Source organism: Syntrophothermus sp. (genome assembly GCF_013314835.1).
GTDB lineage: Bacteria > Bacillota > Syntrophomonadia > Syntrophomonadales > Syntrophothermaceae > Syntrophothermus > Syntrophothermus lipocalidus.
Genome location: NZ_JABUEX010000021.1, coordinates 25,609 through 47,406 on the forward strand (window position 1 = coordinate 25,609; position 21,798 = coordinate 47,406).

24 protein-coding genes are annotated in these 21,798 nt (G+C 54.8%); 2 read left to right on the plus strand and 22 right to left on the minus strand.

What is annotated here, in order from left to right:
* Positions 1-137: 137 nt before the first annotated feature.
* From HPY90_RS08125 to HPY90_RS08215, 19 genes are all read right to left on the minus strand, one after another.
* Positions 138-857: a ComF family protein gene (locus HPY90_RS08125; RefSeq protein ID WP_287193408.1), complete on the minus strand. Its 720-nt coding sequence runs from the start codon at positions 855-857 to the stop codon at positions 138-140.
* A gap of 10 nt (positions 858-867) precedes the next feature.
* The gene (locus HPY90_RS08130; protein WP_273699145.1) at positions 868-2,727 is read right to left on the minus strand and encodes an ATP-dependent helicase ComFA; all 1,860 of its coding nucleotides are present in this window, start codon (positions 2,725-2,727) and stop codon (positions 868-870) included.
* Positions 2,728-2,895: 168 nt separating this feature from the next.
* Positions 2,896-3,258 carry a DUF192 domain-containing protein gene (locus tag HPY90_RS08135; RefSeq protein WP_287193412.1) on the minus strand — a complete coding sequence of 121 codons (363 nt, stop codon included), beginning with the start codon at positions 3,256-3,258 and terminating at the stop codon, positions 2,896-2,898.
* Between the two features lie 12 nt (positions 3,259-3,270).
* Entirely contained in the window at positions 3,271-4,158 is an 888-nt protein-coding gene (locus HPY90_RS08140) for a type II secretion system F family protein (protein ID WP_287193414.1), read from the minus strand.
* 326 nt (positions 4,159-4,484) lie between these two features.
* Complete coding sequence (locus tag HPY90_RS08145; protein WP_287193416.1) at positions 4,485-5,432, minus strand: type II secretion system F family protein; 948 nt, start codon at positions 5,430-5,432, stop codon at positions 4,485-4,487.
* 188 nt (positions 5,433-5,620) lie between these two features.
* Positions 5,621-6,970 carry a TadA family conjugal transfer-associated ATPase gene (locus HPY90_RS08150; RefSeq protein WP_287193418.1) on the minus strand — a complete coding sequence of 450 codons (1,350 nt, stop codon included), beginning with the start codon at positions 6,968-6,970 and terminating at the stop codon, positions 5,621-5,623.
* 88 nt (positions 6,971-7,058) lie between these two features.
* Positions 7,059-8,279, minus strand: a complete 1,221-nt coding sequence (locus HPY90_RS08155) for a CpaE/TadZ family protein (protein ID WP_287193420.1) — start codon at positions 8,277-8,279, stop codon at positions 7,059-7,061.
* Positions 8,280-8,301: 22 nt separating this feature from the next.
* Positions 8,302-9,030 (minus strand): Flp pilus assembly protein CpaB, encoded by a 729-nt coding sequence (gene cpaB / locus HPY90_RS08160; RefSeq protein WP_287193422.1) that lies wholly within the window; start codon positions 9,028-9,030, stop codon positions 8,302-8,304.
* A gap of 12 nt (positions 9,031-9,042) precedes the next feature.
* Positions 9,043-9,975, minus strand: coding sequence for a TadE/TadG family type IV pilus assembly protein (locus HPY90_RS08165; protein ID WP_287193424.1), 933 nt, complete (start codon positions 9,973-9,975; stop codon positions 9,043-9,045).
* Between the two features lie 15 nt (positions 9,976-9,990).
* Positions 9,991-10,398 (minus strand): TadE/TadG family type IV pilus assembly protein, encoded by a 408-nt coding sequence (locus HPY90_RS08170; protein WP_287193427.1) that lies wholly within the window; start codon positions 10,396-10,398, stop codon positions 9,991-9,993.
* Positions 10,398-10,910, minus strand: coding sequence for an A24 family peptidase (locus tag HPY90_RS08175; protein ID WP_287193430.1), 513 nt, complete (start codon positions 10,908-10,910; stop codon positions 10,398-10,400). Before HPY90_RS08175 ends, HPY90_RS08170 begins: the two co-directional genes overlap by 1 nt.
* A gap of 187 nt (positions 10,911-11,097) precedes the next feature.
* A complete protein-coding gene (locus tag HPY90_RS08180) occupies positions 11,098-11,259 on the minus strand; it encodes a Flp family type IVb pilin (protein ID WP_287193433.1) in 162 nt (53 codons plus the stop codon).
* A 215-nt stretch (positions 11,260-11,474) separates the two neighbouring features.
* Positions 11,475-11,675, minus strand: coding sequence for a hypothetical protein (locus tag HPY90_RS08185; protein ID WP_287193436.1), 201 nt, complete (start codon positions 11,673-11,675; stop codon positions 11,475-11,477).
* A gap of 74 nt (positions 11,676-11,749) precedes the next feature.
* Positions 11,750-12,391 (minus strand): response regulator, encoded by a 642-nt coding sequence (locus HPY90_RS08190; protein WP_287193439.1) that lies wholly within the window; start codon positions 12,389-12,391, stop codon positions 11,750-11,752.
* The gene (locus HPY90_RS08195; RefSeq protein ID WP_353733647.1) at positions 12,360-13,541 is read right to left on the minus strand and encodes a sensor histidine kinase; all 1,182 of its coding nucleotides are present in this window, start codon (positions 13,539-13,541) and stop codon (positions 12,360-12,362) included. The genes HPY90_RS08190 and HPY90_RS08195 overlap by 32 nt, the downstream gene beginning before the upstream one ends.
* Before the next feature lie 66 nt (positions 13,542-13,607).
* Positions 13,608-15,038, minus strand: a complete 1,431-nt coding sequence (locus tag HPY90_RS08200; protein WP_287193441.1) for a phosphohexomutase domain-containing protein — start codon at positions 15,036-15,038, stop codon at positions 13,608-13,610.
* 150 nt (positions 15,039-15,188) lie between these two features.
* Entirely contained in the window at positions 15,189-15,902 is a 714-nt protein-coding gene (locus HPY90_RS08205; RefSeq protein WP_287193444.1) for a YetF domain-containing protein, read from the minus strand.
* Positions 15,903-16,620: 718 nt separating this feature from the next.
* The gene (wecB, locus tag HPY90_RS08210) at positions 16,621-17,721 is read right to left on the minus strand and encodes a non-hydrolyzing UDP-N-acetylglucosamine 2-epimerase (protein ID WP_287193472.1); all 1,101 of its coding nucleotides are present in this window, start codon (positions 17,719-17,721) and stop codon (positions 16,621-16,623) included.
* A 140-nt stretch (positions 17,722-17,861) separates the two neighbouring features.
* The gene (locus HPY90_RS08215) at positions 17,862-18,269 is read right to left on the minus strand and encodes a pyridoxamine 5'-phosphate oxidase family protein (RefSeq protein WP_287193447.1); all 408 of its coding nucleotides are present in this window, start codon (positions 18,267-18,269) and stop codon (positions 17,862-17,864) included.
* A 412-nt stretch (positions 18,270-18,681) separates the two neighbouring features.
* Between HPY90_RS08215 and HPY90_RS08220 the strand changes: the two genes are divergently transcribed.
* Together HPY90_RS08220 and hepT are read left to right on the plus strand one after the other, a co-directional pair.
* On the plus strand, positions 18,682-19,113 hold the full coding sequence (locus HPY90_RS08220; protein WP_287193449.1) for a nucleotidyltransferase domain-containing protein: 432 nt from the start codon (positions 18,682-18,684) through the stop codon (positions 19,111-19,113).
* Positions 19,114-19,123: 10 nt separating this feature from the next.
* Entirely contained in the window at positions 19,124-19,552 is a 429-nt protein-coding gene (gene hepT, locus HPY90_RS08225) for a type VII toxin-antitoxin system HepT family RNase toxin (RefSeq protein ID WP_287193452.1), read from the plus strand.
* Positions 19,553-19,648: 96 nt separating this feature from the next.
* Here the strand turns inward: hepT and HPY90_RS08230 are convergent, their stop codons facing one another.
* The 3 genes from HPY90_RS08230 to HPY90_RS08240 all read right to left on the minus strand — a co-directional run bounded on the left by HPY90_RS08230 (position 19,649) and on the right by HPY90_RS08240 (position 21,615).
* The gene (locus HPY90_RS08230) at positions 19,649-20,713 is read right to left on the minus strand and encodes a nucleotidyltransferase family protein (protein WP_287193455.1); all 1,065 of its coding nucleotides are present in this window, start codon (positions 20,711-20,713) and stop codon (positions 19,649-19,651) included.
* A gap of 5 nt (positions 20,714-20,718) precedes the next feature.
* A complete protein-coding gene (locus HPY90_RS08235) occupies positions 20,719-20,976 on the minus strand; it encodes a hypothetical protein (protein WP_273699162.1) in 258 nt (85 codons plus the stop codon).
* Between the two features lie 63 nt (positions 20,977-21,039).
* The gene (locus HPY90_RS08240; protein WP_287193459.1) at positions 21,040-21,615 is read right to left on the minus strand and encodes a TetR/AcrR family transcriptional regulator; all 576 of its coding nucleotides are present in this window, start codon (positions 21,613-21,615) and stop codon (positions 21,040-21,042) included.
* Positions 21,616-21,798: the final 183 nt, after the last annotated feature.

The following is a 21,798-nucleotide window of genomic DNA, read 5'->3' on the forward strand; positions in this document are numbered from 1 at the left end:
ATTAAAATATCTGTGTCAATCAGTGCCAATCTGCCCGGCACTCAGCTGACTGAAGTTGTAACACGACAGTTGATCCCGAAAACGCCTGTCGCTAATCAGGATTTAAGCTGAGTGCCGGGTCTGTGGCTGCGGTTCGCTCAGAATCCCTTGCCTGAGGCCCAAGTTATAACCGAAACCCGATTGGCCCCGGCGTCCAAAAGAACCGTCGCGCACTCCTTAGCCGTAGAACCGGTAGTGTACACGTCGTCTACTAAAAGTATATTCTTTCCCCTGATCTTTTCGCAATCCCGAACATCAAAAGCTCCTTTCAAGTTCTGCTGCCGCTCTTCCTTGGTCAATTCCCGCTGGGAAGGGGTCTCCCTGACCCGCACCAATACGTCCGGCAGCATCTTAAGCCCCAGGGCTTTGGCCACGTTCCGCGCTAGTACCTCGGACTGATTGAACCCGCGTTTCATCAGGTTCGGCTGCGAAATGGGGACCGGGATAACCAGGTCCAGAGGCCAATAGCGCGGCTCGTTCTTCACCACTTCCGCCATCATCCGCCCCATGCGGACGGCAATATAACCCCGGCACATGAACTTTAAAAGCTTCACTGCCACCTTATAACACTTCTCATAAGGTCCCACGGCCCGGGCAATAAAAAATGGCGGAGCTTGTTCGCTACAATCCTGGCACTGACTATCCCCGCCACACAGGTACTTTCCGCATCTATCGCAAACAGGCCGGTTCTCTCTCGTCGCCTCTAGTTTTCGGTCACACTCCTCACACCACGGCCTCCCAGTCCAGTAAAGGCCCGGTTTGCGGCAGAGGGCACAGGTGTTGTGAGGAAAAACCAGATCGAATAGGAACTCAAACATAGGCCCCACCTCATGACTTCAGATCACTGCGCTTCACGGCGCCGGTTTCGAGCAGCCCCTTCTTTTCCGCCTCCTCGTTTAACAGGTTAATCTTTCTTATAGCCCCCTCTATGGGGCGCGTCATCCGCGAGGCTATGAACCATACCTTCCCGGTCGGGTAGCTATCAGACCACCCCACTCTTCCGGCAAGTTGGAGCAGGGCACCCTCATCAAAGGTCGGGTTATCGGCGTAAACCACGATAACGTTGGTGTTAGGGGCCACGTCTCCTCGCCGGGTCAGGTTGGTCGTAACCAGGATTGGGAATTCTCCCCGCACCCAGCTGTTGACCTTGCGTTGCTGCTCCTCGTCCTGGCACCCGGTCGACATCAAAAGCCGGTCAGCATCGCCATACGCCATTTCCATGAACTTCTCCCGCAAAAATGCGCCTATCCTCGCTGAAGTACCCTGGTCCGGCACCACCACCAGGAGCTGGGCCAGGTCCTCTTCGATAGTTTCCCGGACCAACCCAAACAGGCTGTCGGGAATCTTGCGTTCCCCCTGGATATCTTTCTCGACTATCATTTTGGGCACCGGCAGCGGAATCCCGTGCACCCGCAGAGGTATCATGATAACCTTGACCTCGCCGCGCTGGGCCCGGGCATACATAGCCGGGTCAGGCGTAGAGGTTATATAGACGTACTTGCCGTCTGTCTTCCTAGCCCGCCTCAGGGCATTCACCAGCATATCACAAGCCCGAAACGGGAAAGCCTCTGCTTCGTCCAGGATGACCAGGTCGAAATTGCGGTAGTACTTGAGAGCATGATAGGCAGAAGCCAGAACGATGTCCGGGTCCTTCACCGCCTTGGTCACCTTACCCCGTACCCCGGCCACTGTAACCCCGGGGAAAGCCTGGGTAAGGCGATAGTTCATCTCCTCCATGATCTCTTTACGCGGTATACCAAAAAGCACCCTGCCTCCCCGCTTCAAAACCTCCCTGATCGCCCCGTAGGCAACTTCAGGACGGGCCGCACCGCTGGCCGCCCAGACCATGGCCTCCGACAAGCTATCCTTGCGTACAAAGCGTGCCAGTGCTTCAAACGCCTCATACTGTGGCAGGCTGAAAGCGATGTCCAGGTTCAGCCTTACGCTCTTCACATAATTCTCCTGCATCCGGGGACGGGCCGGAGCGGCGTACAGTGCCTCACAGGGTTTAGACTCACCTAGCATAAGGCAGCCTTCACAGAAATAGCACTCTCTCTTGCCTACGTTGCAGTACGCTTTCTTGATACGTTCGTGGTGACCACACCGGTTGCACACCATCCTGTCAGGCTCCGCTATCTTGATCGATGGTACCTGCTGGACTTGCCCCCTCAGGGTCGAAAGATGAAGCAAAACATCCAAGTTATCTAGTTCAATTCCCCGCTCCTTTAAACGTCGCTCTATCTCGCGCCGGTAATAAATACGGCCCGCCAGAATGTCTTCGAGAGCATCCTCGTACCTGTGCAGGGAAAAATAGTCTATACTGATGGACTTACTGGAAAAATGTAAAGGTTTTTCCAAAAAGCATTCTTCTTTAAGCTGTTCCAGCTCCTTCTTCACCTGCTTGAATTTGGCGTCTATAATGCGCTTCACACTTCTCGCCGGAGAACTAACAAGGGGCAGCTTGAGCCCGGAAGAATAGTCTTTACCTATCCGTTCCTGGGGCTTCGAAATGGTCGACAGCACATAGTCACTTACAGCCAGGGGTAGGGGAGACGAGATGTAGGCTATATGGTCGTATCCCTCATTATGGTTCAAGAAGGAAAGGTCGATCTGGGGATTGGCAGACATTCCCAGCTTGTATTTCTTGTCGTTCCACGCCACGTAAATAACATACCTGCGGCATGGCATACTAACCCCTCCCCCCTTTTTCCTATTTTTATTCTTGCACCAAATGCCCGAACTGTCAACGTTTTTACCTTGTTTATCAGAACCATCGACAGGGGTGGGTTTCCGCGACGCGCAACGCGAAAACATGACTATAGTCTCTCTGTTTGCAACACGAAAGAAGTCCCTATTTTATAAAAAAATACCACCACTATTCTGCAGCATCAGCCTGTCGCCTGCCCGGGTTCCGGTACGGCTCACGACACCAGGCGGAAGCTCAATTACCAGCTTGGCACGTCTAACTACAGGACTAAAGCGAAACGGTTCCATTTTCTCAATGACGTGCACGACTAACCCGTCTGCGCTTACAAAAACGACGTCGATGGGGAACCTCATCCAGAAAGTGTGCACGCTTCGACAGGGATCGAGTAAAAGCGCTTCCCCGAACTCCGCTGTTTTATTGCCCATCCACCCGCGGAAACGGGACCAAAAGGTACCGGCGTAAACCGCCCGCTCCGCCAGCACCTGGTTTCGTGTAAGGTTTATAACCAGCAAGCAAACGTCCTCCTACTTGAAAACCTTGCCGATTTGAAGCAAAGCCGGGCCTAAAAGCACTATAAAAATAGTGGGAAATATAAAAAAGAGCATGGGTATGAGTATCTTTACCGGAGCTTTTTGCGCCTTTTCTTCCGCCCGCTGTCTCCTCTTCTGGCGAACCTGTTCAGCCTGCACCGTCAACACGTTGCTGATGCTGACCCCCAGGGTATCCGCCTGAACTACCGCTCCCACGAAGGTCGAGACGTCATCCACTTCCACGCGCCTTGCCACGTCCCGAAGCGCCTCGCGCCGGGGCTTTCCCATCCTGATCTCATTCAAGGCAGTGTCGAACTCGTCCGCCAGGGGGCCCTGGCTTTTTTCTACCACCTTCTGCAAGGCCGCGTCGAATCCCAGGCCGGCCTCCACGCTGACACTCAGAAGGTCCAACACGTCGGGGAGGCTTTTGAGTATACTCTCCGAGCGCTGCCGCCGGCACAGGTTCAGATACATATCGGGCAGCAAAAGCCCGGCCATGCCCAGTAACACAAGCAGCCAAGGCGAGCGGGTCAAAACCCCCAGCAGCACCGCAGCGGCAAACACCCCGTACTTGGCAGCCACGAAGGTCTCGGCTTCAAGCCCGTGCGGGTTGCCAGCCAGAGTCAGCCTGTGCTCGTAAGCCCGGGCCTTTTCCTTAGGAACGAACCGCTTCATGCCTCGCAATGCGGCTCCTATCAGGGGCTTGAATACCCGCTGCGATAGCGGTTGGTTCAGCTCCTGGTAAATGGTCTTCTTGCGCTCCTCGGTGTAGTGCTCAAGTCTTTCCAAGACGGCCATCCGTTCCCAAAACAACGTGTACCCCACTCCCAAGGTCAGGCAAAACCCGGCAAGGAACACGGCACCGTAGACAGCCAGCTCCATACCCGCCCCTCCTTCTTGCTAATAGAGCCACAGATGAACACAGATTGACACAGATTGACACAGATTGACACTGATGGTCATAAATATTGATTAGACGCAGAAGGACGCAGATTCTGTACTTAGTAATAATCTTAATTACTATCATAATATTTCTATATGCATACTCTTGCCTTGCCTTTTTCTGTCAAATCAGGACAATTTTTGTAGCATTTTGTTCTTTATTACATCTTTTGTCTGCGTTAATCAGCGTCTATTTAATCAGCGTAAATCTGCGTCTAAAAATTATCATCTGTGCAAATCTGTGCCCCATCTGTGCTCATCCGTGGCTACACGTCGATATCCACGATCTTCTTTATCACAAACAGCCCGATGACTTCCGATAATGCCGCTGCCCCCAACAAATATACCCCGATAGGATTCTGCAGGAACGGGGTCATGTAACCCGGGTTCAGGATGAGGAGTATGAACAGAAGGGCAATCGGGAGAAGGCCGATAATGATTCCGGACAGTCGCCCCTGGGCGGTCAAGGTCCGTATCTCTCCCTTGATGCGGGTTCGATCCCGGATAGTTCGGGAAATGTTGTCCAGTATCTGGGCCAGGTTGCCTCCTACCTGCCGCTGGATGAGTACCGCGGTCACCACCATGTCGAGATCATCGCTTTTCACGCGTTCGCAGAGGTTAAGGAGGCTTTCCTCGGTAGTCGAGCCCAGCTGAATCTCGCGCAGTGTCCATTCAAACTCGGTGGAAATCGGCGGGGGTAGTTCGCGTCTCACCGTTTCCATGGCCTGTTGAAAACCAAACCCCGCCCTGAGCGCGTTAGCCATAATAACCAGGGCATCTCCGAGCTGTTGGTTAAAAGTCTTCAGCCGCTCGCCCTTCTTGTGCTGGAGATAGAAACGGGGCCCAAAGACTGCCAACAGTAGCACCAGGATGGCCAAAGGCCAGTTCCGGGTAACAAGCCAGGTCATCGCCGGAATCGCGGTCGCCAAGAACACCCAGAGGGTAATGAATTCTTCTCCTTTCAAGGGTAGTCCGGCTTGCAGCAGTTCGACCTGGATTTTCTCGGTGTAGGACCGCGAAGCAAAAACCGAGGCCATTCGTTCGAACCCGGCTTTAAGAGCAGGGGTTGACTTTTCTTTTTTCTCGGTTTCGGCAAGTCTCGCGACGTAACGCTCCAGCCGGTCTTTTACTTCTGATTTGCGGTCAAGAGATCGCACCAGTGCCAGAGTGAAGAACATCGACGTAAAGAAAACCATGACCAGTACAAACCCCATCTCCCCACCCCCATAACCACAGATGGACACTGATTAATACTGATTAACCCAGATAAACTTGTGTCACAAATGTGATACCTGGCCATAACTCTCGAAGTGTAACCTTAAACAGAAGGATTTGATGACAACAAAAGATCAATATCAGTGTTCATCTGTGGATACGTATCCCGTCATTTTCATTCCGCTAGTCACCCTGAAAAAATCTCCGCTGAAAGGTTGATTCCGGCAGCGGCGAGTTTGTCCAGGAACCTGGGACGTATACCAGTGGCCCGGTGCCGTCCCAAAACCCGGCCCTTGGCATCCACCCCGGTCTGCTCGAAGACAAAGATGTCCTGCAATACCACTACGTCCCCTTCCATTCCGGTTACTTCGGTAATATGGGTTATCTTGCGGGTTCCGTCCTTCATCCGGGCCTGGTGCACGATGAGGTCGAGGGCAGATGCTATCTGTTCGCGAATCGCTTTCACCGGAAGCTCCATTCCCGCCATCAACACCATGGTTTCCAGCCGCGAAATCATATCCCGGGGCGAATTGGAGTGCCCGGTGGTCAGAGACCCATCATGACCGGTGTTCATGGCCTGTAGCATGTCCAAGGCTTCTCCTCCCCTCACCTCGCCCACTACGATCCGGTCCGGCCGCATCCTGAGAGAATTGCGAACCAGGTCGCGGATGGTGATGGCGCCCTTGCCCTCGATGTTGGGCGGCCGGGTCTCCAGTGAAACCACGTGCTCCTGACTCAACTGCAACTCCGCCGCATCCTCGATGGTGATAATTCTCTCGTCCCCAGGAATAAAAGAAGAAAGCACGTTCAAGGTGCTGGTCTTACCGGCTCCGGTCCCCCCGGATACCACGATATTCAGCCTGCCCTTGACGCAGGCCTCCAGAAACTTGGCCATAGCCGGGGTCAGAGTCCCGAAGCGAATCAAGTCTTCAATCGTCAAGGGATCTGACCCGAACTTGCGGATGGTAAGCACCGGACCGTTTAAAGCCAACGGCGGGATGATGGCGTTCACCCGCGATCCGTCGGGTAGGCGGGCGTCCACCATGGGCATGCTCTCGTCTATTCTCCGGCCTAAAGGAGAAATTATCTTCTCGATGACGTGAAGCACGTGCTCGTCGTCGCGAAAACCGATGTTCACCGGCTCCAGCTTGCCTTTTCGTTCCACGTAGACCTGGTGGGGCCCGTTGACCATGATTTCAGACACATCTTCGTCTTCGAGCAACGGGGTTATCGGCCCAAAGCCCAATATTTCATCCAGAACCTGGGCCATTATCCTCTCCCGTTCCACTCTCAAAAGTACCCCGCCTTCGCGGTCAAGGACCGCCTCGGCTATCCTTTTCACTTCCTGTCGGATCTGCTCGTCGTCGGTTTCGCCGCCATTGCTCCGAGACTTCAAGAATTCGCTGTCGATTTCTTTTATCACTTCCCGGTGGATAAGCTGAACCAGGTCCTGGTGCGGGTCCCTGGTTTTTTCTTGTCGGTTGTCCAACTTGCGGGTCTCCGATTTCTCAGCCTCCAGCCTCTTCAACAGGGACATAGTCTCTTCCCCCTACTTGACCTCCAACTTCTAACGCTTGCCGTCTTCCCAGCCCTTGCTGATACAAAAAGCCTTACCTTATCCCCTGCTAGACTTCTACCGCTTGCCGGTTCCAGAAACCGCGGCCTTTGCTTGGCCTCGTTCTTGTGTGTCCATCTTGCCCCGCAGAAGACCCGGTTACCAACCCCAACATGGAATAAACTCCCCGGCTGAGAGGGGCGGCAGCGTCCATCAGCACCAACGGTTGTCCCCGGTTCACTGATTGCAGGGCCAGCTTCCCCTCACTGGGCAGGTAAGCCTCAATCTTTATCTCCAAGACCCTTTCCACGTCTTCAGGTTCGATGCTCTGCGCCCCGGAAGCGCGGTTTAACACCAGCTTCACCTTCGGCAGGAGCCCCAGGGTCTTTAGAATATCGACACTGCGTTTGATGTTCTTGACAGTAGGCAGATCCAGGGTAGCTACCAGAAGAATCCGGTCCGATGCATCCAGGGCCACCAGGGTGGTGTCGTTAAAGACCGGGGGCGTATCCACGAGAACGTAGTCGTGGTTCTTCACAAACGCCTTCAATACCCGGGCGACGCCGTCGGGAGTCACCAGTTCCGCCAGTTCCGGTTTGTTCGGAGCGGCTAGGACCTTGACACCGTGGCGTTCGTACAGGTAGTTCTCCAAAAGCTCGGCATCGATTTCGTACTGTTCCTGCATGAGTTCGGCTATGGTGCGTTTCGGATAGACGTTCATCATCACCGCCACGTCTCCGAACTGCAGGTCCAGGTCCACAAGCCCTACCTTCTCCCCGGTCTGCCGGGCCAAGGACACCGCCAAGTTCGTACAGATCAAGGTCTTACCCACCCCGCCTTTGGTGCTGAAGACCGTGACTATTTTGGGTTGGTGGCTTTTGGCCTCGGCCTGGGCCTTCTGCCTTTCTCGCCGCTTGCGGTTTAACTCCACTACTCGCTTCACCGTGGAGGCGAGCTCATCTGCGGTAAACGGCTTGATTAGGTACTCTTGGGCCCCAGCCAACATGGCCCGCTTCAGGTATTCCTGTTCCCCTTGCACCGAGATGATGATGACCGAGATTTCGGGGAATTCCATGGAAATCAGTTCGGTGGCCCGTATCCCGTCCATTTCCGGCATGTTGATGTCCATAAGGATAACGTCCGGCCCGGCCACCCGGGCCAGCTCCACCGCTTCCTGCCCGTTGCCGGCCTCGCCCACTACTTCTATGACCGGGTCAAGTTCCAGCAACATGCGGATGTTCTGGCGAGTTTCTTTCACGTCATCGGCAATAGCCACCCTTACCCTGTTCACAGATATTCACCCCTTGTTTATATCACTGCCCCCCGACAATATCGACAAGCCGTAAGGGCGCAAGGCTCACCCGGTCGTGGTCGGCGGGAGCGCGCAGGGCTAACCGTATGCTACCCCGTTCCGAGGCTAACACCAAAGGCCGGGCCTCTTCTGGGGTCACTGCCAGGGTAACAGTCTTCGCCATGGCAGCCTCTTCTTTCCCCGCCGGGACCGGTTTAGTCTCGTCCAGGTTCTGATCCACCGCCAGCACCTCCACGTCCTGAAGGATGAAGCTGGTCACCGCGACATTCTCCTGCCCTGATGCAAGCTCGACGGTAGCTATAACGTCGACCCGGTCGCCGGGCCTGACTAAACCAGAAACCCCACTCACTGCATTAACCGGGACTGAGACCGCCCGCTTACCCCTGGGAACGGCGTAAGCGAGTTTGTTCGACTTTTCAGCATCGGAAATAATCTTCGCAGACAGGATCTCTTCCCCAGCCACGATGTAGCTCGCGGCCACCCGACCCACCACCTTGTCTAGGTCCCGAACGGCGGCGGGATGGGCAAACTGAGCCGGAACAAGTTCCAGCTTGACCATCTCGCGGGTGATGATGGAATTCTTAGGGATGTCAGTGGCCGCAATCGCCACTTGTACCAGGTTTTTCGGCTCGTACCGGGCCTTTACCCCTTCTATGTAACGGTAGGCCAATACTGTTGCCGCCAGACCGAATAACATCGCCAGTATCCAGTACTTTTTGGCACCCTTCATGCCCTTCCCCCTCTACTCCACCAGCTGTACCCCGTAGGCCCCGTACTCCGCGGTACCGTCGCCAGCCGTTCCCGGAAACACGGTTTCCACGAAGTGACCCGTAACCTCGTTCTCGTGCCCGCAGCCTGGAGCTTCATCCACCAAGAAGGCTCCGAAGGCCACTACCTTTACGCTTTTGACCGAACCGCCGGGACTCGTTTCTTCTATCCTAACAATTGGAACCAGCAAAACCCGCGGGCAGGTTCTTTCATAATGTTCGCCTGAACATTTCGGATAATGTGGGCACTGGTTCAGCCGGTAGTTTATGCCTTGCGATGTGGGGCCCGACATGTTGCCCGGTTCTACAGGTATCACGTCCCCGACCTTTATTTCACCCTGGTAACCGTATTTCAGGTTGTCCCGGTAAACCGAAGCCCCGGATCCGCCTAACCGCAGGCAGCCGAACCACCCCTTGTGCTGCCCGCCCCCGGCCCCTTCTTTCAGCGTGTACTCGGCCCCGATCTCAAATTCGTCTTCCAAAACCCCGAGCGGGGCACACCCGGTTGCCGCCGTCAAAGCTCCCACCCGGGCCGCGGCCCTGGCTTTTACCTCGCCTTGGGTGAACCCCAGCACCCGGGCGAAGTACAGCCCGACCCGACGAGTGGCTTCACCCACGATCTGACGCCCGTCCTCCGACACGCTGAAAACCGCCTCAGCATCGGTCACCCCGTTGGCCTCAGCATATGTTCGGGCGACCGCTAAGGCAGCGTCGGGATTACCTGGCAACTCCTGCGCTCCGGCCAGCACGGCGCTGTCTACCGCATTGGCCACTCTACTCTGGTTGAGAAACAAAAGGCCGCTGTCCGTGACCAGGGCGGTAAAACCCAGCAAAGCCGTCAAGCTCAGAGCGAACAGGACCGCAGCTGTACCTCCCTCACCGCCGATTAGTTTCTGCCATAGCTGCACTGTCCGTTCACCCCTTCATTCCAGCCGCATGGTACACGAAGCCACAACAGGCAAAGGGTCAGGCAGCAACGCCCCGATAAACGGACCTATCAAATCCACCGTGTAGTCGATCTTAACCGTGAGCCCCTGTCCCCGGACTCGCTCTCCGTCGTTGGGGGTAACGTCTATCACCAGTTTCTCGGGGTCAAGAACACTCGCCATACCTTCAAGGTGCTCCACTATCTGTTGCTCCGTGTGTCCTACCACTCCGTACCGGGCTCCCTCCCGCGCCAGCTCAGTGATTACCAGGTAGGAAAAAAAAATGCGGCCGAACTCGATGATGCCCATAACCAAAACCAGGAGGATCGGCAGGACTAGGGCGAACTCTACCAGAGCCTGGCCTTCACTCTTCTGTGCTGCCCGTCGCAACCTCTTTACCGACACTAGCACCAACCCCTAAATAACGCAGCTACCGCCCCCATTGCGATAGCAGCGGCATACGGGAACGACACGGAAAACGGTTCGGTGCTGGCGCTTGTCAGTAATAACTTGGCCCTTCCCCCGGTCAGGGCCAGGATCATCCCCCGCCCGATACGCACCAGGAATTCGCCCAGGCGTTGTTCCCGGATCAAGACCGCCAATGCGATTAGTCCTCCGATGAGAGCCATCCACAGAAATGCGTTGAATACGAATACAGCGCCCTTAAAAGCCCCGACCATTCCCAAGAGCTTCACATCACCGGCTCCCATGCCTCCCATGGCAAAGGGTACCACCAACAACAGAAGGCCAAGCCCCAGGCCTTTCAAGCTGAAGACCAATCCCGAAAACCCGCCCTGGTAAAGATGCCAGCCCAGGGCTGTCGCCACTCCTGCCAGTATAAGCCAGTTGGGTATACGACGTTCTCTAACATCTAAATACACTGCTAAGGCCAGCAACCCTACCATAATCCAAGTCATGGCCTCGCCCCCAAAACCTCAATTTAGAATTCAGAATTAAGAATTGAGAATTAAGGGCTGAGAGTAAAGACCTGCAACGGGGAACAATTCTCAATTCTTAATTCTTCATTCTGCATTCTTAATTCTAAGGTTAATGGAGGAGGGGAGCATTATCAGCTCCCGCCCCCCGACAGACGCTGACCCGATATCACAATGCGTCTATCACTTCCTGGAATTTGTCCTTTATGGCGCCACCCATCAAACCGAGCACCGTTATAACCGCGATTGCCACCAACGCCAGAATCAGCCCGTACTCGGCCATACCTTGGCCTTCTTCTTCCACCAGCAGACGCTTGACTAAGCTCAACATACCGTTTTCCCCCTTTACCTTAGATTTTCCAGAAAAAATACTTAAAACGTCTTGTCCTGCTTTAATTCTAAGCGAGGGCTAAATCTGGGAAAATCGGTCGAGGTTCTCAATTCGGAGGCGAAAAAGGCAGGAAGTTAATGTAGGACTTTAGTCCCGCTAACAGAGGATGGCGGCTATTTTAGCCGCGGAAAACCCAAGGCGCGAACGGTGCATGGTCATGCTCTAGGATAACCGGTGGCAAACTTGAAGTAGCGGGCACGGTGGTAGGATCGCTTAAGCAGGCCAGTAATGCTGAAAAGCCAGCGACGGCCGAGCCCCCATCTCTTTCCGTGCTTCTCAGCACCCGGACGAAATACCAGGCAGGCCACCATGACCACCCATATGACTAGGCTCACCCACTTGAGTATCAAAACCAAAAAGAACCCCTCCCTCGGCCCTTTGTAATATAGATATGCCGGGGAAAAAGGGTTCTTGCTCTGGCAAAAAATCGCTACTCCGTCTTTACCACCTTGTTCTTGAGAGCGTAAATAACGGCCTGGGTCCGGTCCTTCACCTCCAGTTTCCGGAAGATGCTGGTAAGGTGATTCTTCACCGTTTTCTCACTGATAAAGAGCGCGGCCGCCACCTCCTTGTTCGAGTAACCTTTAACCAGCAACTCCAGCACGTCCCGCTCGCGTTTGGTCAGCTTCATCTCATCTCTCTTACGGTTTTGACGTACCAGTTCTTTTGCCACTTGGCCTGCCACCCGCGGGTGGATGATGACGTTTCCTTCCCTCACCTTAAATATCGTACTGGTAAGCTCGTCTGGACCCACGTCTTTCAAAACGTAGGCGGAAACCCCGGCTTTGACCATTTCCACTACCTGTTCGTCCTCGTAAACGGTCAAAGCGATGATATCGGTCTCGGGCATCTCCTTTTTTATGACTTGGGTGGCGGCGACGCCGTCGGTGCCGGGCATATTCACGTCCATCAGAATTACGTCCGGCCGGTACTTCCGCGCCAGGTTGATGGCTCCTTGCCCGTCTCCGGCCTCTCCCACCACTTCAATGCGTTCGTCCAGTTCCAGAAGCCTCCTTAAACCTTCCCGAACCAGGGCGTGGTCATCCGCGATAAGCACTCTTACCTTGTCCATTCCCTTCTCCCTCCCGTTCCAAAGGCACCTCGATTATTACCTGAGTACCCTGCCCTGGTGCCGACTTCACCCGGAACTTGCCCCCGAATAATCCTACCCTCTCCTGCATCCCCAAAAGACCGAAGCTTTCCTTTTTGCCTTCCCTTACAGCCTCCACGTCAAATCCGCACCCCTCGTCCTTGATCACCACCGTAACCTTCTCCGGAGCAATACCAAGTTTCACCTGAGCCCGGTCGGTCCCGGCATGCTTGCGGACGTTGGTTATTGCCTCCTGGATTAGCCGGAACACGGCTACTTCCCGGGCTAGATCCAGCCGCCGCTCTTCGCCAAAAAATAGGAAATCGATTTCCATGTCATATTTTTGGGCATAGTCAGCCAGGTATCGTTTTATCGCAGGGACCAAACCCAGGTCATCCAAAGCCATGGGTCTGAGATCGAAGATGACCCGTCTGATGTCGCTCAGGTTCTGCCTTACCACTTCTTTAAGCTCGGCTAGTTCCCTTCTGACCCGCTCCAGATCCTTGTCCCACAGCCGTTCCATCAGCTCCAGCCGCATCACGATGTTGGCCAAGTTCTGGGCCGGGCCGTCGTGTAGCTCGCGCGAGATGCGTCGTCGTTCCTCCTCCTGGGCCTGGATAACCCACAGCCCCAGCTGTTGTTTCTTGTTGGCTTCTTCCAAGTGGCCTGTAATGACGCCTACATTGCCCTTCAGCATCTTCAGCACCATGTTGATGCGGTCTACCAGACCTTCCGCCTTCCGGGCTATGCTTTCCACCTGCTTCAGGTGCCTCTCCAGCTCGTCCCGGCGATGGCGCAGCTGCTTTTCTTTTTCACGCAGGGCCGAAAGCTGCACCTGCAGCCTGTGAGCCTCCTCGTACGCCTGTTTAATATCTTCCTCGCTGTATGCCTGAAAGTCCCGGCTGACCTCCATCAACCTGACGCGAGCCATCCTCTCTTCCCGCTCGCACGATTCCACCTCGGCGATGGTAGACAGTATCTCTGACTTGAGCTGTTCCAGTTCCCCCTGCAATCGGGCCAGCTCATTCCGGGCGGTGTCGGCAATGCCGTAAATCTCCTCCCGCCCGCTCTCGATTGTCGTCATTATATCGTTAACTATCTTTTCCAGTTGCCTGACATCTATTGCTTTCAGTCTACCTCACCAACTTTATGATAGTCCCAAAACCCGCGAAAAAAGAATTCGGCCAAGCGACCGAATTTATTGGGATGATAGTCCTAGCGCGTTTTGAATCTCCCGTTGGATATCGGCCAACCGCACCCGGTCTTGAGCCTCGATATAAACGGTTACAACAGGCTGGGTTTCCGGATTCCTGACCAGAACCCAGCTCCCGTCCTCCATGACGAACTTTTTCCCTTCCACGCTGAGCGTCTTTTCCACCTTGACCCCGGCGATGGCTTTAGGGCTGAATTCCTGCAAGCGGGCGGTGACGCGTTCCCTATCCTGTTCTCTGTAACAGAAATCTAACCGCTGGTTCTCGGTTCGCCCGTATTCCTCTGTGAACTGCCCGTAAATCTCGCTCAGGCTTTTTTGCGCAAAAGCCACCATTTCCGCCACCAGTAACCCGGCTAGTATGCCGTCCTTACACGGAACATGCCCTAGGACGCTTAGGCCCCCCTCTTCGTCGCCCCCCAGCATGCACCCCCGTTCCCGCAGGCACTCGCCAATGTAGTGGAAGCCGAGTGGGGTTTCGTTTACCCCCAGGCCGTTTTTCTTCGCTATCCTGTCCAGCACCCGGGTGGTAGCTGCGGTCCTGGCTACCGGGCCACGGAAGCTACGGGTCTTTAACAAATGATCAAGAACCAGGCAGAGCACCCGATTCGGGGTGAGAAACTCCCCCGTTTCATCTACTACCCCCAGACGGCCGCCCTCACCGTCCAAGGCCAGCCCTAGATCCGCCTCGTACGCCCTCACCGCCCGTTTTAAATCATCCAAGGAGGTATCGACCGGTTCCGGCCTGAGCCCCCCAAATAGAACGTCCCGGTACCCATGCACGACCCTCACCTCGCAACCGAAGGCCTCCAGGCACCGATCCAGGCAGCCGACCGCGGCCCCGAACATAGGGTCCACCACGACCTTTAACTGCCTCTCTTTAAATATCTCGGGGTTTACCATCCTGCTCAGGTGCCGCAGGTAATCATTCTCTACCTCGATCTCTTCGACCAATCCCAGCTTCCCCCCCTCTTCCAGGGATAGCTCGTACACCTTGCGGCACTCGAGCACGCGGTCGGTCTCCGCCTGAATCTCTTCAGCCACTGCTGGCATTGCCGCCCCGGCGTACTCGGGTATAAACTTCAAGCCCTGGTACTCATACGGGCATGAGCCACCGGCAACCACCAGAGCCCCACCTGTCGCGCGTTCACGTACCGCGAAGGCGACTACCGGAGTCGGAACCGGTCGGCGCAAGAGAAAAACTTTAATGCCATTGGCCACCAGAACCCTGGCTACCGCCCGAGCAATCTTATCTCCCAAGAAACGGCTGTCGTACCCTACCACCACTCCCTTTTTGCCCAGGTTGTTGCTGTTAAGGTAAGCGGCAATCCCCTGGGTCAGGGCCTTCACGTTGGCGAAGGTGAATTCCTCCGCCAGAACCGCCTTCCATCCTTCAGGGCCGAACCGTATGCGAGACATTTTTACCTCCATATCAAGCCGTCAGCTCAAATAACGCCATTGTCCCTATTAACTTAACACACCGGCAAAGATGCGAAAACAGTCAATAGCAATTTCGCCAGTGATAACTCACTTCTACTAGTATATTCAACGGAAAAGCCGGATCTCCTCTTAGTCCGAAACGTCAGTCATATGCGGCATTTTATCTCTTCGCTCGTCGATATAGAGGTTTCCGTCTGTATCGAGGCTGGCGTACAAGATGTCCTTAGGGCTGTTGTACCCCCGCTTTTTCAATTCCTGGATAAGCCACTGCTCGTCCAGGTTGTTCTGCTTCAGGTTCTGGTACACGACCTCGCCATCGACGATGATCTCGGAAGGAATCCCCTCATACCTCGTCGGCATGTTCAAGTCGGCGGGAGTAACGGGGCGTTTCTGGGACTTGACCAAAACCGAAAGGTTGCCGTCGTTTTCGGCAACTGCGAACTCGACGTCGGCGATGTTGAAAACGTTTTTCTCACGAAGCTGCATCATGAGGTTCTCCATGTCATACCTGAGCTTGGCCATGTTGTGCTCCAGGATCTTGCCGTTGTGGATTAGAATGGTCGGTTCCCCTTCGATGAGCTTGCGCATGGGACGGCTCTTAACCGTAAGCACCCCTGTGAAATAGTTTAGAGCGACGAATACCGTCAGTACCCACAAGAAGATGCCGGTGTTAGCCTCTCGGTCCAGGGCGATGGCAGCGGCAATAGAACCGAAAGTGATACCGGTCACGTACTCGTAAAACGTCATCTGGCTGATCTGCTGTTTCCCTAAAATCCGCGTATACACGAGTATCCCGAAAAACGCCACCGCCGTTTTTAGGAAGCTCTCAAACAACTGGGCCAACTCCGATTCACTCCTTCTCTCGAAGTCCCCCTCCCCAGCCACAGATTTACCCAAGCCACAGATTTACACAGATGTTTACAGATAAACACTGATATTGAATAGACGTAGATTTAAGAGGATTTAAAATTTAGTTAGAATTGAGATTTGAGAGTTGAGAATTAAAGCTTGTGATTAAGAATCTGTGCTTAAAGATGGTACTGTATATCTACTGCTGCTGTTGCCATATCTTAATTACACTAATCATAATTTGCTATGATTTCAACTATTTATAATTTTAATCTGCGTTAATCTGCCCCGAAAATCGATTGGCGGGAGGAGTGTTAGCCAGCTCGCTCCAAGACTCCTCGCCTGCAACACATCGGCTCTCTTCGGTGCGAAGCGGACCGCTCGGGATTCGACATCCATGCACTCAGTCCCTCGCTGCTCGAAACCTCCTGTTTCTCGCTCCGCTTCGCAGCCCTCAGTTTCGCCGTGTGTTGCAACGGCTCGTCATACGTCGCTTCGCCCGGCTAACACTCCTCCACAGTCGCATTTTCATTCTCTAGTGGTGACTCAGATGAGAGTCATAAAGGTCTGCGTCAAAAACAACCATCTGTGTAAATCTGTGCCCCATCTGCCCGGCACTCAGCTGACTGAAGTTGTAACATGACAGTAGGTCCCAAAACGCTAGTCGCTAATCAAGATTTAAGCTGAGTGCCGGGTCTGTGTCCATCTGTGGCTAATAATTGTGCAGGAAATCCCGCACTACCTTGGCGATGCGGGGAGCAGCCTGGCCGTCTCCGTAAGGGTTTACGGCCCGGGCCATCTTCTGGTACGCCTCCTCGTCGGTGAGTAACCTCTTGGCCTCTTCGTAAATGCGGCGGCGGTCGGTTCCTACCAGTCTTACCGTGCCTGCTTCGACCGCCTCCGGCCGTTCAGTCGTGTCCCTCAGCACCAGAACCGGCTTGCCCAGCGACGGCGCTTCTTCCTGCAGTCCCCCGGAATCGGTCATGACCAGGTAGGATGCGGCCATCAGGTGGGCGAAGGGCTCGTAGTCCAAGGGCTCGATGAGGTAAACCCGCTCCCGCCCTTCAAGAACTTCTTCTACCACGTCCCGCACCACCGGGTTCTTGTGCACGGGAAAAACCACGTCCACGTCGTCGAACTCCTCCAGGATGTCGCACAGAGCCTCGTAAATCTGGCGCATTTTCGTCCCCCAGTTCTCCCGCCTGTGGGTCGTGACCAGAATAATCCGCCGGGTGAAATCCAATTCCGCCAATTCTCCCGTAAAGCGGTAATCAGGCTTTACCGTCTGGTAGAGAGCGTCGATAACGGTATTACCTGTAACCCAGATCCGAAACGGCGCTACCCCTTCCGCCAGCAGGTTCTGGCGGGCGGTTTCGGTCGGGGCAAAGTGCAGGTCGGCTAAGCGCCCGGTCAAGGTCCGGTTCATCTCCTCCGGGAAGGGCGAGTACTTGCGCCGGGTCCGAAGCCCCGCTTCCACATGCCCTACCGCGATGCGAAGATAAAAAGCCGCCAGAGCAGCGGCAAAGGTAGTTGTGGTATCCCCGTGTACCAACACCAAGCGAGGCCGTTCCCGTTCGTATACGTCCCGCATCCCTTCCAGTACCCGTGAGGTGATACCGAACAGGTCCTGGTTCTCCCGCATCAGGTTCAGGTCGTAATCGGGAATGATGCCGAACAGGTTTAGGACCTGGTCCAGCATCTCCCGGTGCTGGGCGGTCACCGCTACTCTTACCTCCAGCTGCTCCATCGCCTGCAATGCCTTGACTACCGGGGCCATCTTGATGGCCTCCGGCCTGGTTCCAAATACTACCATGACTTTGTTCCGCAACACAAACCCTCCTGTTACTTCAGCCACAGACCCGGCACTCAGCTGGACGACATCGCAACATGCCATTTAGTCCCGAAAACGCTAGTCGCTGACCAAGACTTAAGCTGAGTGCCGGGTCTGTGGCTCTATCTCCTCAGCGTCGAGATTGGAGCAATCCCTATAATCTTGAACACCAGGCAGTTTTTGAGCGGGAAATCCCGGTAAGGGGTAGCTTCCAGCCTGGCTTTGATACGGTCGTAATAAGGCCCTTCGGTCAAATCCTCGGCCAGCTCCACATAGACGCGGACCCCGTCTTTTCTCCCCTGCTCGTCGGTCACCAGTACCATGAAGACTCCTTTGCCCGTCTCCTTCAGGTTCGCGTATGTCTGCTCGGCCCCGAACCGGGCGCAGAGTATCGTCTCGTCGTCGACCATCTCCACCACCGTAATGACGGCCACGTTGACATTATACTCCTTATCGACCGTGCTCAGAGTCGTGGTCAACAGGTTCCGGTTTAAGAGTTCCCTCGCCTTCTCCACCAAACTCCTCTCCATGCCATCCACCTCCCGGTTTTGATATGACGCTGATTAACGCAGATTTGAAATAGAATAAAACAAATTTATGATATCGGCGCACAATCTCTTGAGTTTACCTAGAGGCGCTCGCTTATATCTTATATATATAGTGCTCAAATTGAAAACGACCCCCAGATGCTGTGCCCGAGGCGTATAGTCCACCTGTTAGCGGTGAAACCATTATTACAATTATCATGTCTGCGCGAATCAGCGTCTACATAATACAATCCCGCGGTTGGTTATTCGCTGCCAGCACTCTTGATTCCTGCCCGCCATCCAGCCCGGCCCCTTGTTGCCAATCTCATCCAGTGGTACAATCAAAACAGGTGTCCGATTGTAGGATCACCAAACCGACCACTGTTGATGTAATCTATACTTGAGGTGAGGCCAGGTGCGCAGATACGAAAAGCTGAGCAAAATCTGCCGCAAATACGGCGTGGCTTTATTATACCTCTTCGGCTCCCAACAAGATCAAGGTCTTGCCCTCCTGTCCGGAGAAAAATGTGAACCGCGGGACGCGCTGAGTGACATAGACGTGGGAGTAGTCATCAAAGGCGGGTTGCCTCCTGCCTATCCGCGGGCTAAGCTGTACGCCCGGATCTACAACGAACTGGAAGAGCTATTCCGGCCGTTCCGGCTTGACCTCACCTTCCTTCAGGAAAACCACTCGGTTTTCCAGCTCGAGGCCGTAGCTCGTGGACAATGCGTTTACGCAGAATCGGAAGAGTTCAGAGAAAATTACGAAATGTCTATTTTACGCCGCGCCGCCGATTTCCGGTGGGTACTCGAGAAATTCTACGAAGAAAAGCTATCCGAATTTTAAGGGGGAAGCCATGATTAACAAAACCTTAGTATATGAGCGCCTGTCTTTTATCTGCGATGCCCTTAAGAGGCTGGAATCCTACAGCCGGATTGAACCGGGACAGTTTCCCGGCTCGGATCAAGCAGCCGCTGCCGAAAGCTACCTCCGGCGAGCTCTAGAAGCCATGTTCGACATCGGCCGCCACCTGCTGTCGAAGCTAGGTGAAACTGACCTGGCAGCCGAGTACAAATCCATAGCTTCGGGCCTGCAAAAGCGGCAAATAGTGACCGCGGAATTGGGCGCCAAGCTCTTTGAGATGGCAGGCTACCGCAACCGTCTGGTACACTTCTATCACCATGTGACAGATGAAGAGCTATACCAGATCCTTCAGCACGACCTGGACGACATCAGGCAATTCATCTCCGAGGTTAAGGCGTTTATGGCAGCAAACGGCTGCTGACACTTTACGCAAACAAGGGCGGTTCTGGTTTTGCACATCGTGCCATGCAAAACCAGAACCGCCTTCGCTGCGCGCTCGTCATTCCGTCGCCTGGATTCACCTTGGAGGCATGAGGCGGGCGTTCTCAGGAACAATTGTCCCCTCGTGCACTTGGTAACGACTGCCGATCACCGCACCTGGACCGACCGCAGCTCCGCGGCCAATGCGGCAGCGGCTGCCGATAACCGAACCTGTAATAACCGTTTCCGCCTCTATCACCGTATCCTCCCAAATTACAACGTCCTGAAGCACCGCCCTATCCCCGACGCGGCAGCGAGGCCCGATAACGACGCACCCCTTGAGCGTTACCCCGCGCCCGAGCTCCACCCCTTCGCCCAACAGGATACTCGTGACCCCCAGGGTGCCTTGCAAAAGCTGCCCTTCTGTGGGATAATTCACCCTGCCTTCGAGCACATCCCTGTGGGCCTGGCGGTAGGCGTCGACGTCACCTACGTCGCACCAGTACCGGTCGATGACGTGTCCGTAAAAAGGCGCCCGTATGCGAACCAGGTGTGGAAACACTTGCCGCCCGAAGTCGTAAAACTCACCCTCGGGTATGTAATCGAAAATCTCCCGTTCAAACACGTAGATCCCCGTGTTAACCAACCGGCTTGAGGCCTCTTCCCGGCGCGGCTTTTCCTGAAAACTCTGAATGAAGCCGTCCTCGCCTACGATGACGACCCCGTAGTGTTCCACCTCGTCCATCTCCCGCAGGGCAATGGTAGCAAGCGCGCCGTTCCTTTTGTGGGCTTCCACCAGGTCTGTCAGGTCCACATCCGTCAGGGCATCACCGCTCATAACCACGAAAGTGTCGCCCAAAAACCATTCGCACCGGCGCACTCCTCCGGCGGTCCCCAGGAGTTCCTTCTCCTCCGAGTAGAGAAGGCTCACCCCGAAGCTCGCCCCGTCACCGAAATGCTCCTTAATAACCGGCCCGTGGCAGTGCAGGTTGGCGATTATCTCCGTAATCCCGTGCCGGCGTAACACACCCAAAATGTTTTCCATCACCGGCCGGTTGGCGACTGGAACCATCGGCTTCGGAATCTCGGCCGTAAGCGGCATCAGCCGGGACCCAACCCCGGCTGCCATAATCATCGCCCGCATAGCCACCCTCGCTTTCATAGCTTTTACCACTTTTCCAACTTCAAGCCTTCTATCGACTCACTGGGATCCACCTGCTCGCATCCTTCTTCAATTGCTCGTTCTATCTCACCAGCCTCGTCTGGGCTCAAAATTCCCGCAAACCGTATAAGGTCATTCCCGGAGACCCCTTCTTGAGGAAACGAAGCCAACCTGCGAGCAAAATCAAGAACCAATTGCTGCATCTCTGGCGACAGTCGAGTCAGCTCCCTCAAAAGCTCTTCCGTTAGCTGCACGGTATTCATGTTAACCACCCGCCATTATGTCTCTCTTAAAGTATACTGCAATCTATGCCTGCCGCCAACGAGCTAAACCTCAAGCCCTTTCATCAGTATGTCCATAGCCTCCCGAGCCAGGTTCGAGGGATCAGCTTCCTGGCACTCCATAACGATGGGCACGATGAGTGAGGTCATGGCCCCGATAAAAATGGAGGCGGCAATCGCGGCATCCACCGGGCGGAACTCACCCCGGTCGATACCCTCCTCGAAAAGCGCCCGCATTCGTTCCAGCTTGGCTTTCCGCTGTTCGTATATCCAAAAGGCCAATTCCTGGTCATAGCCTACACCGTCCGCAAAGGCTACCCGGGCGAATCTCGCGTTTTGGGAAATGAAGTCCAAGTGAAGTTCTAAGAGGAGCCGCAACCGCTCGACTACCGTCAGCCCCTCTTCCCTGACTGACTGGAGACGCTCGTAATACCTCCCCAAAACCGCCCGGAACATCTCCTGGAACAGCTCGAGCTTGCTGGCAAAATACTCGTAGACCGTGCCCTTGCCGACTCCCGCCCGGGCCGCTATCTCCTCGATGCGAGCCTGATGGTAGCCCTTTTCGGCAAACACGGCCACTGCCGCCTCTAGTATCCTTTCTCGTTTGGTCCCTTCGCTCACTCCGCCCCACCTTTCCTTTTTAGCCACAGACCCGGCACTCAGCTTAAATCTTGATTAGCGACTAGCGTTTCGGGAGCTACTGTCATGTTACAACTTCAGTCAGCTGAGTGCCGGGCAGATGGGGCACAGATTAACACAGATATTTATTGGACGCTGATTAACGCAGACGAGCAATTCAGGATG

Excerpts from the sequence above, each read along its gene's own strand:
- HPY90_RS08140 (WP_287193414.1), bottom strand. The coding sequence starts at position 4,158 with ATGGAGCTGGCTGTCTACGGTGCCGTGTTCCTTGCCGGGTTTTGCCTG.
- HPY90_RS08130 (WP_273699145.1), bottom strand. The coding sequence starts at position 2,727 with ATGCCATGCCGCAGGTATGTTATTTACGTGGCGTGGAACGACAAGAAA.
- HPY90_RS08190 (WP_287193439.1), bottom strand. The coding sequence starts at position 12,391 with ATGGACAAGGTAAGAGTGCTTATCGCGGATGACCACGCCCTGGTTCGG.
- HPY90_RS08180 (WP_287193433.1), bottom strand. The coding sequence starts at position 11,259 with ATGTTGAGCTTAGTCAAGCGTCTGCTGGTGGAAGAAGAAGGCCAAGGT.
- cpaB (WP_287193422.1), bottom strand. The coding sequence starts at position 9,030 with ATGAAGGGTGCCAAAAAGTACTGGATACTGGCGATGTTATTCGGTCTG.
- HPY90_RS08200 (WP_287193441.1), bottom strand. The coding sequence starts at position 15,038 with ATGTCTCGCATACGGTTCGGCCCTGAAGGATGGAAGGCGGTTCTGGCG.
- HPY90_RS08175 (WP_287193430.1), bottom strand. The coding sequence starts at position 10,910 with ATGACTTGGATTATGGTAGGGTTGCTGGCCTTAGCAGTGTATTTAGAT.
- HPY90_RS08125 (WP_287193408.1), bottom strand. The coding sequence starts at position 857 with ATGTTTGAGTTCCTATTCGATCTGGTTTTTCCTCACAACACCTGTGCC.
- HPY90_RS08230 (WP_287193455.1), bottom strand. The coding sequence starts at position 20,713 with ATGAAAGCGAGGGTGGCTATGCGGGCGATGATTATGGCAGCCGGGGTT.
- hepT (WP_287193452.1), top strand. The coding sequence starts at position 19,124 with ATGATTAACAAAACCTTAGTATATGAGCGCCTGTCTTTTATCTGCGAT.
- HPY90_RS08215 (WP_287193447.1), bottom strand. The coding sequence starts at position 18,269 with ATGGAGAGGAGTTTGGTGGAGAAGGCGAGGGAACTCTTAAACCGGAAC.
- HPY90_RS08235 (WP_273699162.1), bottom strand. The coding sequence starts at position 20,976 with ATGAATACCGTGCAGCTAACGGAAGAGCTTTTGAGGGAGCTGACTCGA.
- HPY90_RS08150 (WP_287193418.1), bottom strand. The coding sequence starts at position 6,970 with ATGTCCCTGTTGAAGAGGCTGGAGGCTGAGAAATCGGAGACCCGCAAG.
- wecB (WP_287193472.1), bottom strand. The coding sequence starts at position 17,721 with ATGGTAGTATTTGGAACCAGGCCGGAGGCCATCAAGATGGCCCCGGTA.
- HPY90_RS08145 (WP_287193416.1), bottom strand. The coding sequence starts at position 5,432 with ATGGGGTTTGTACTGGTCATGGTTTTCTTTACGTCGATGTTCTTCACT.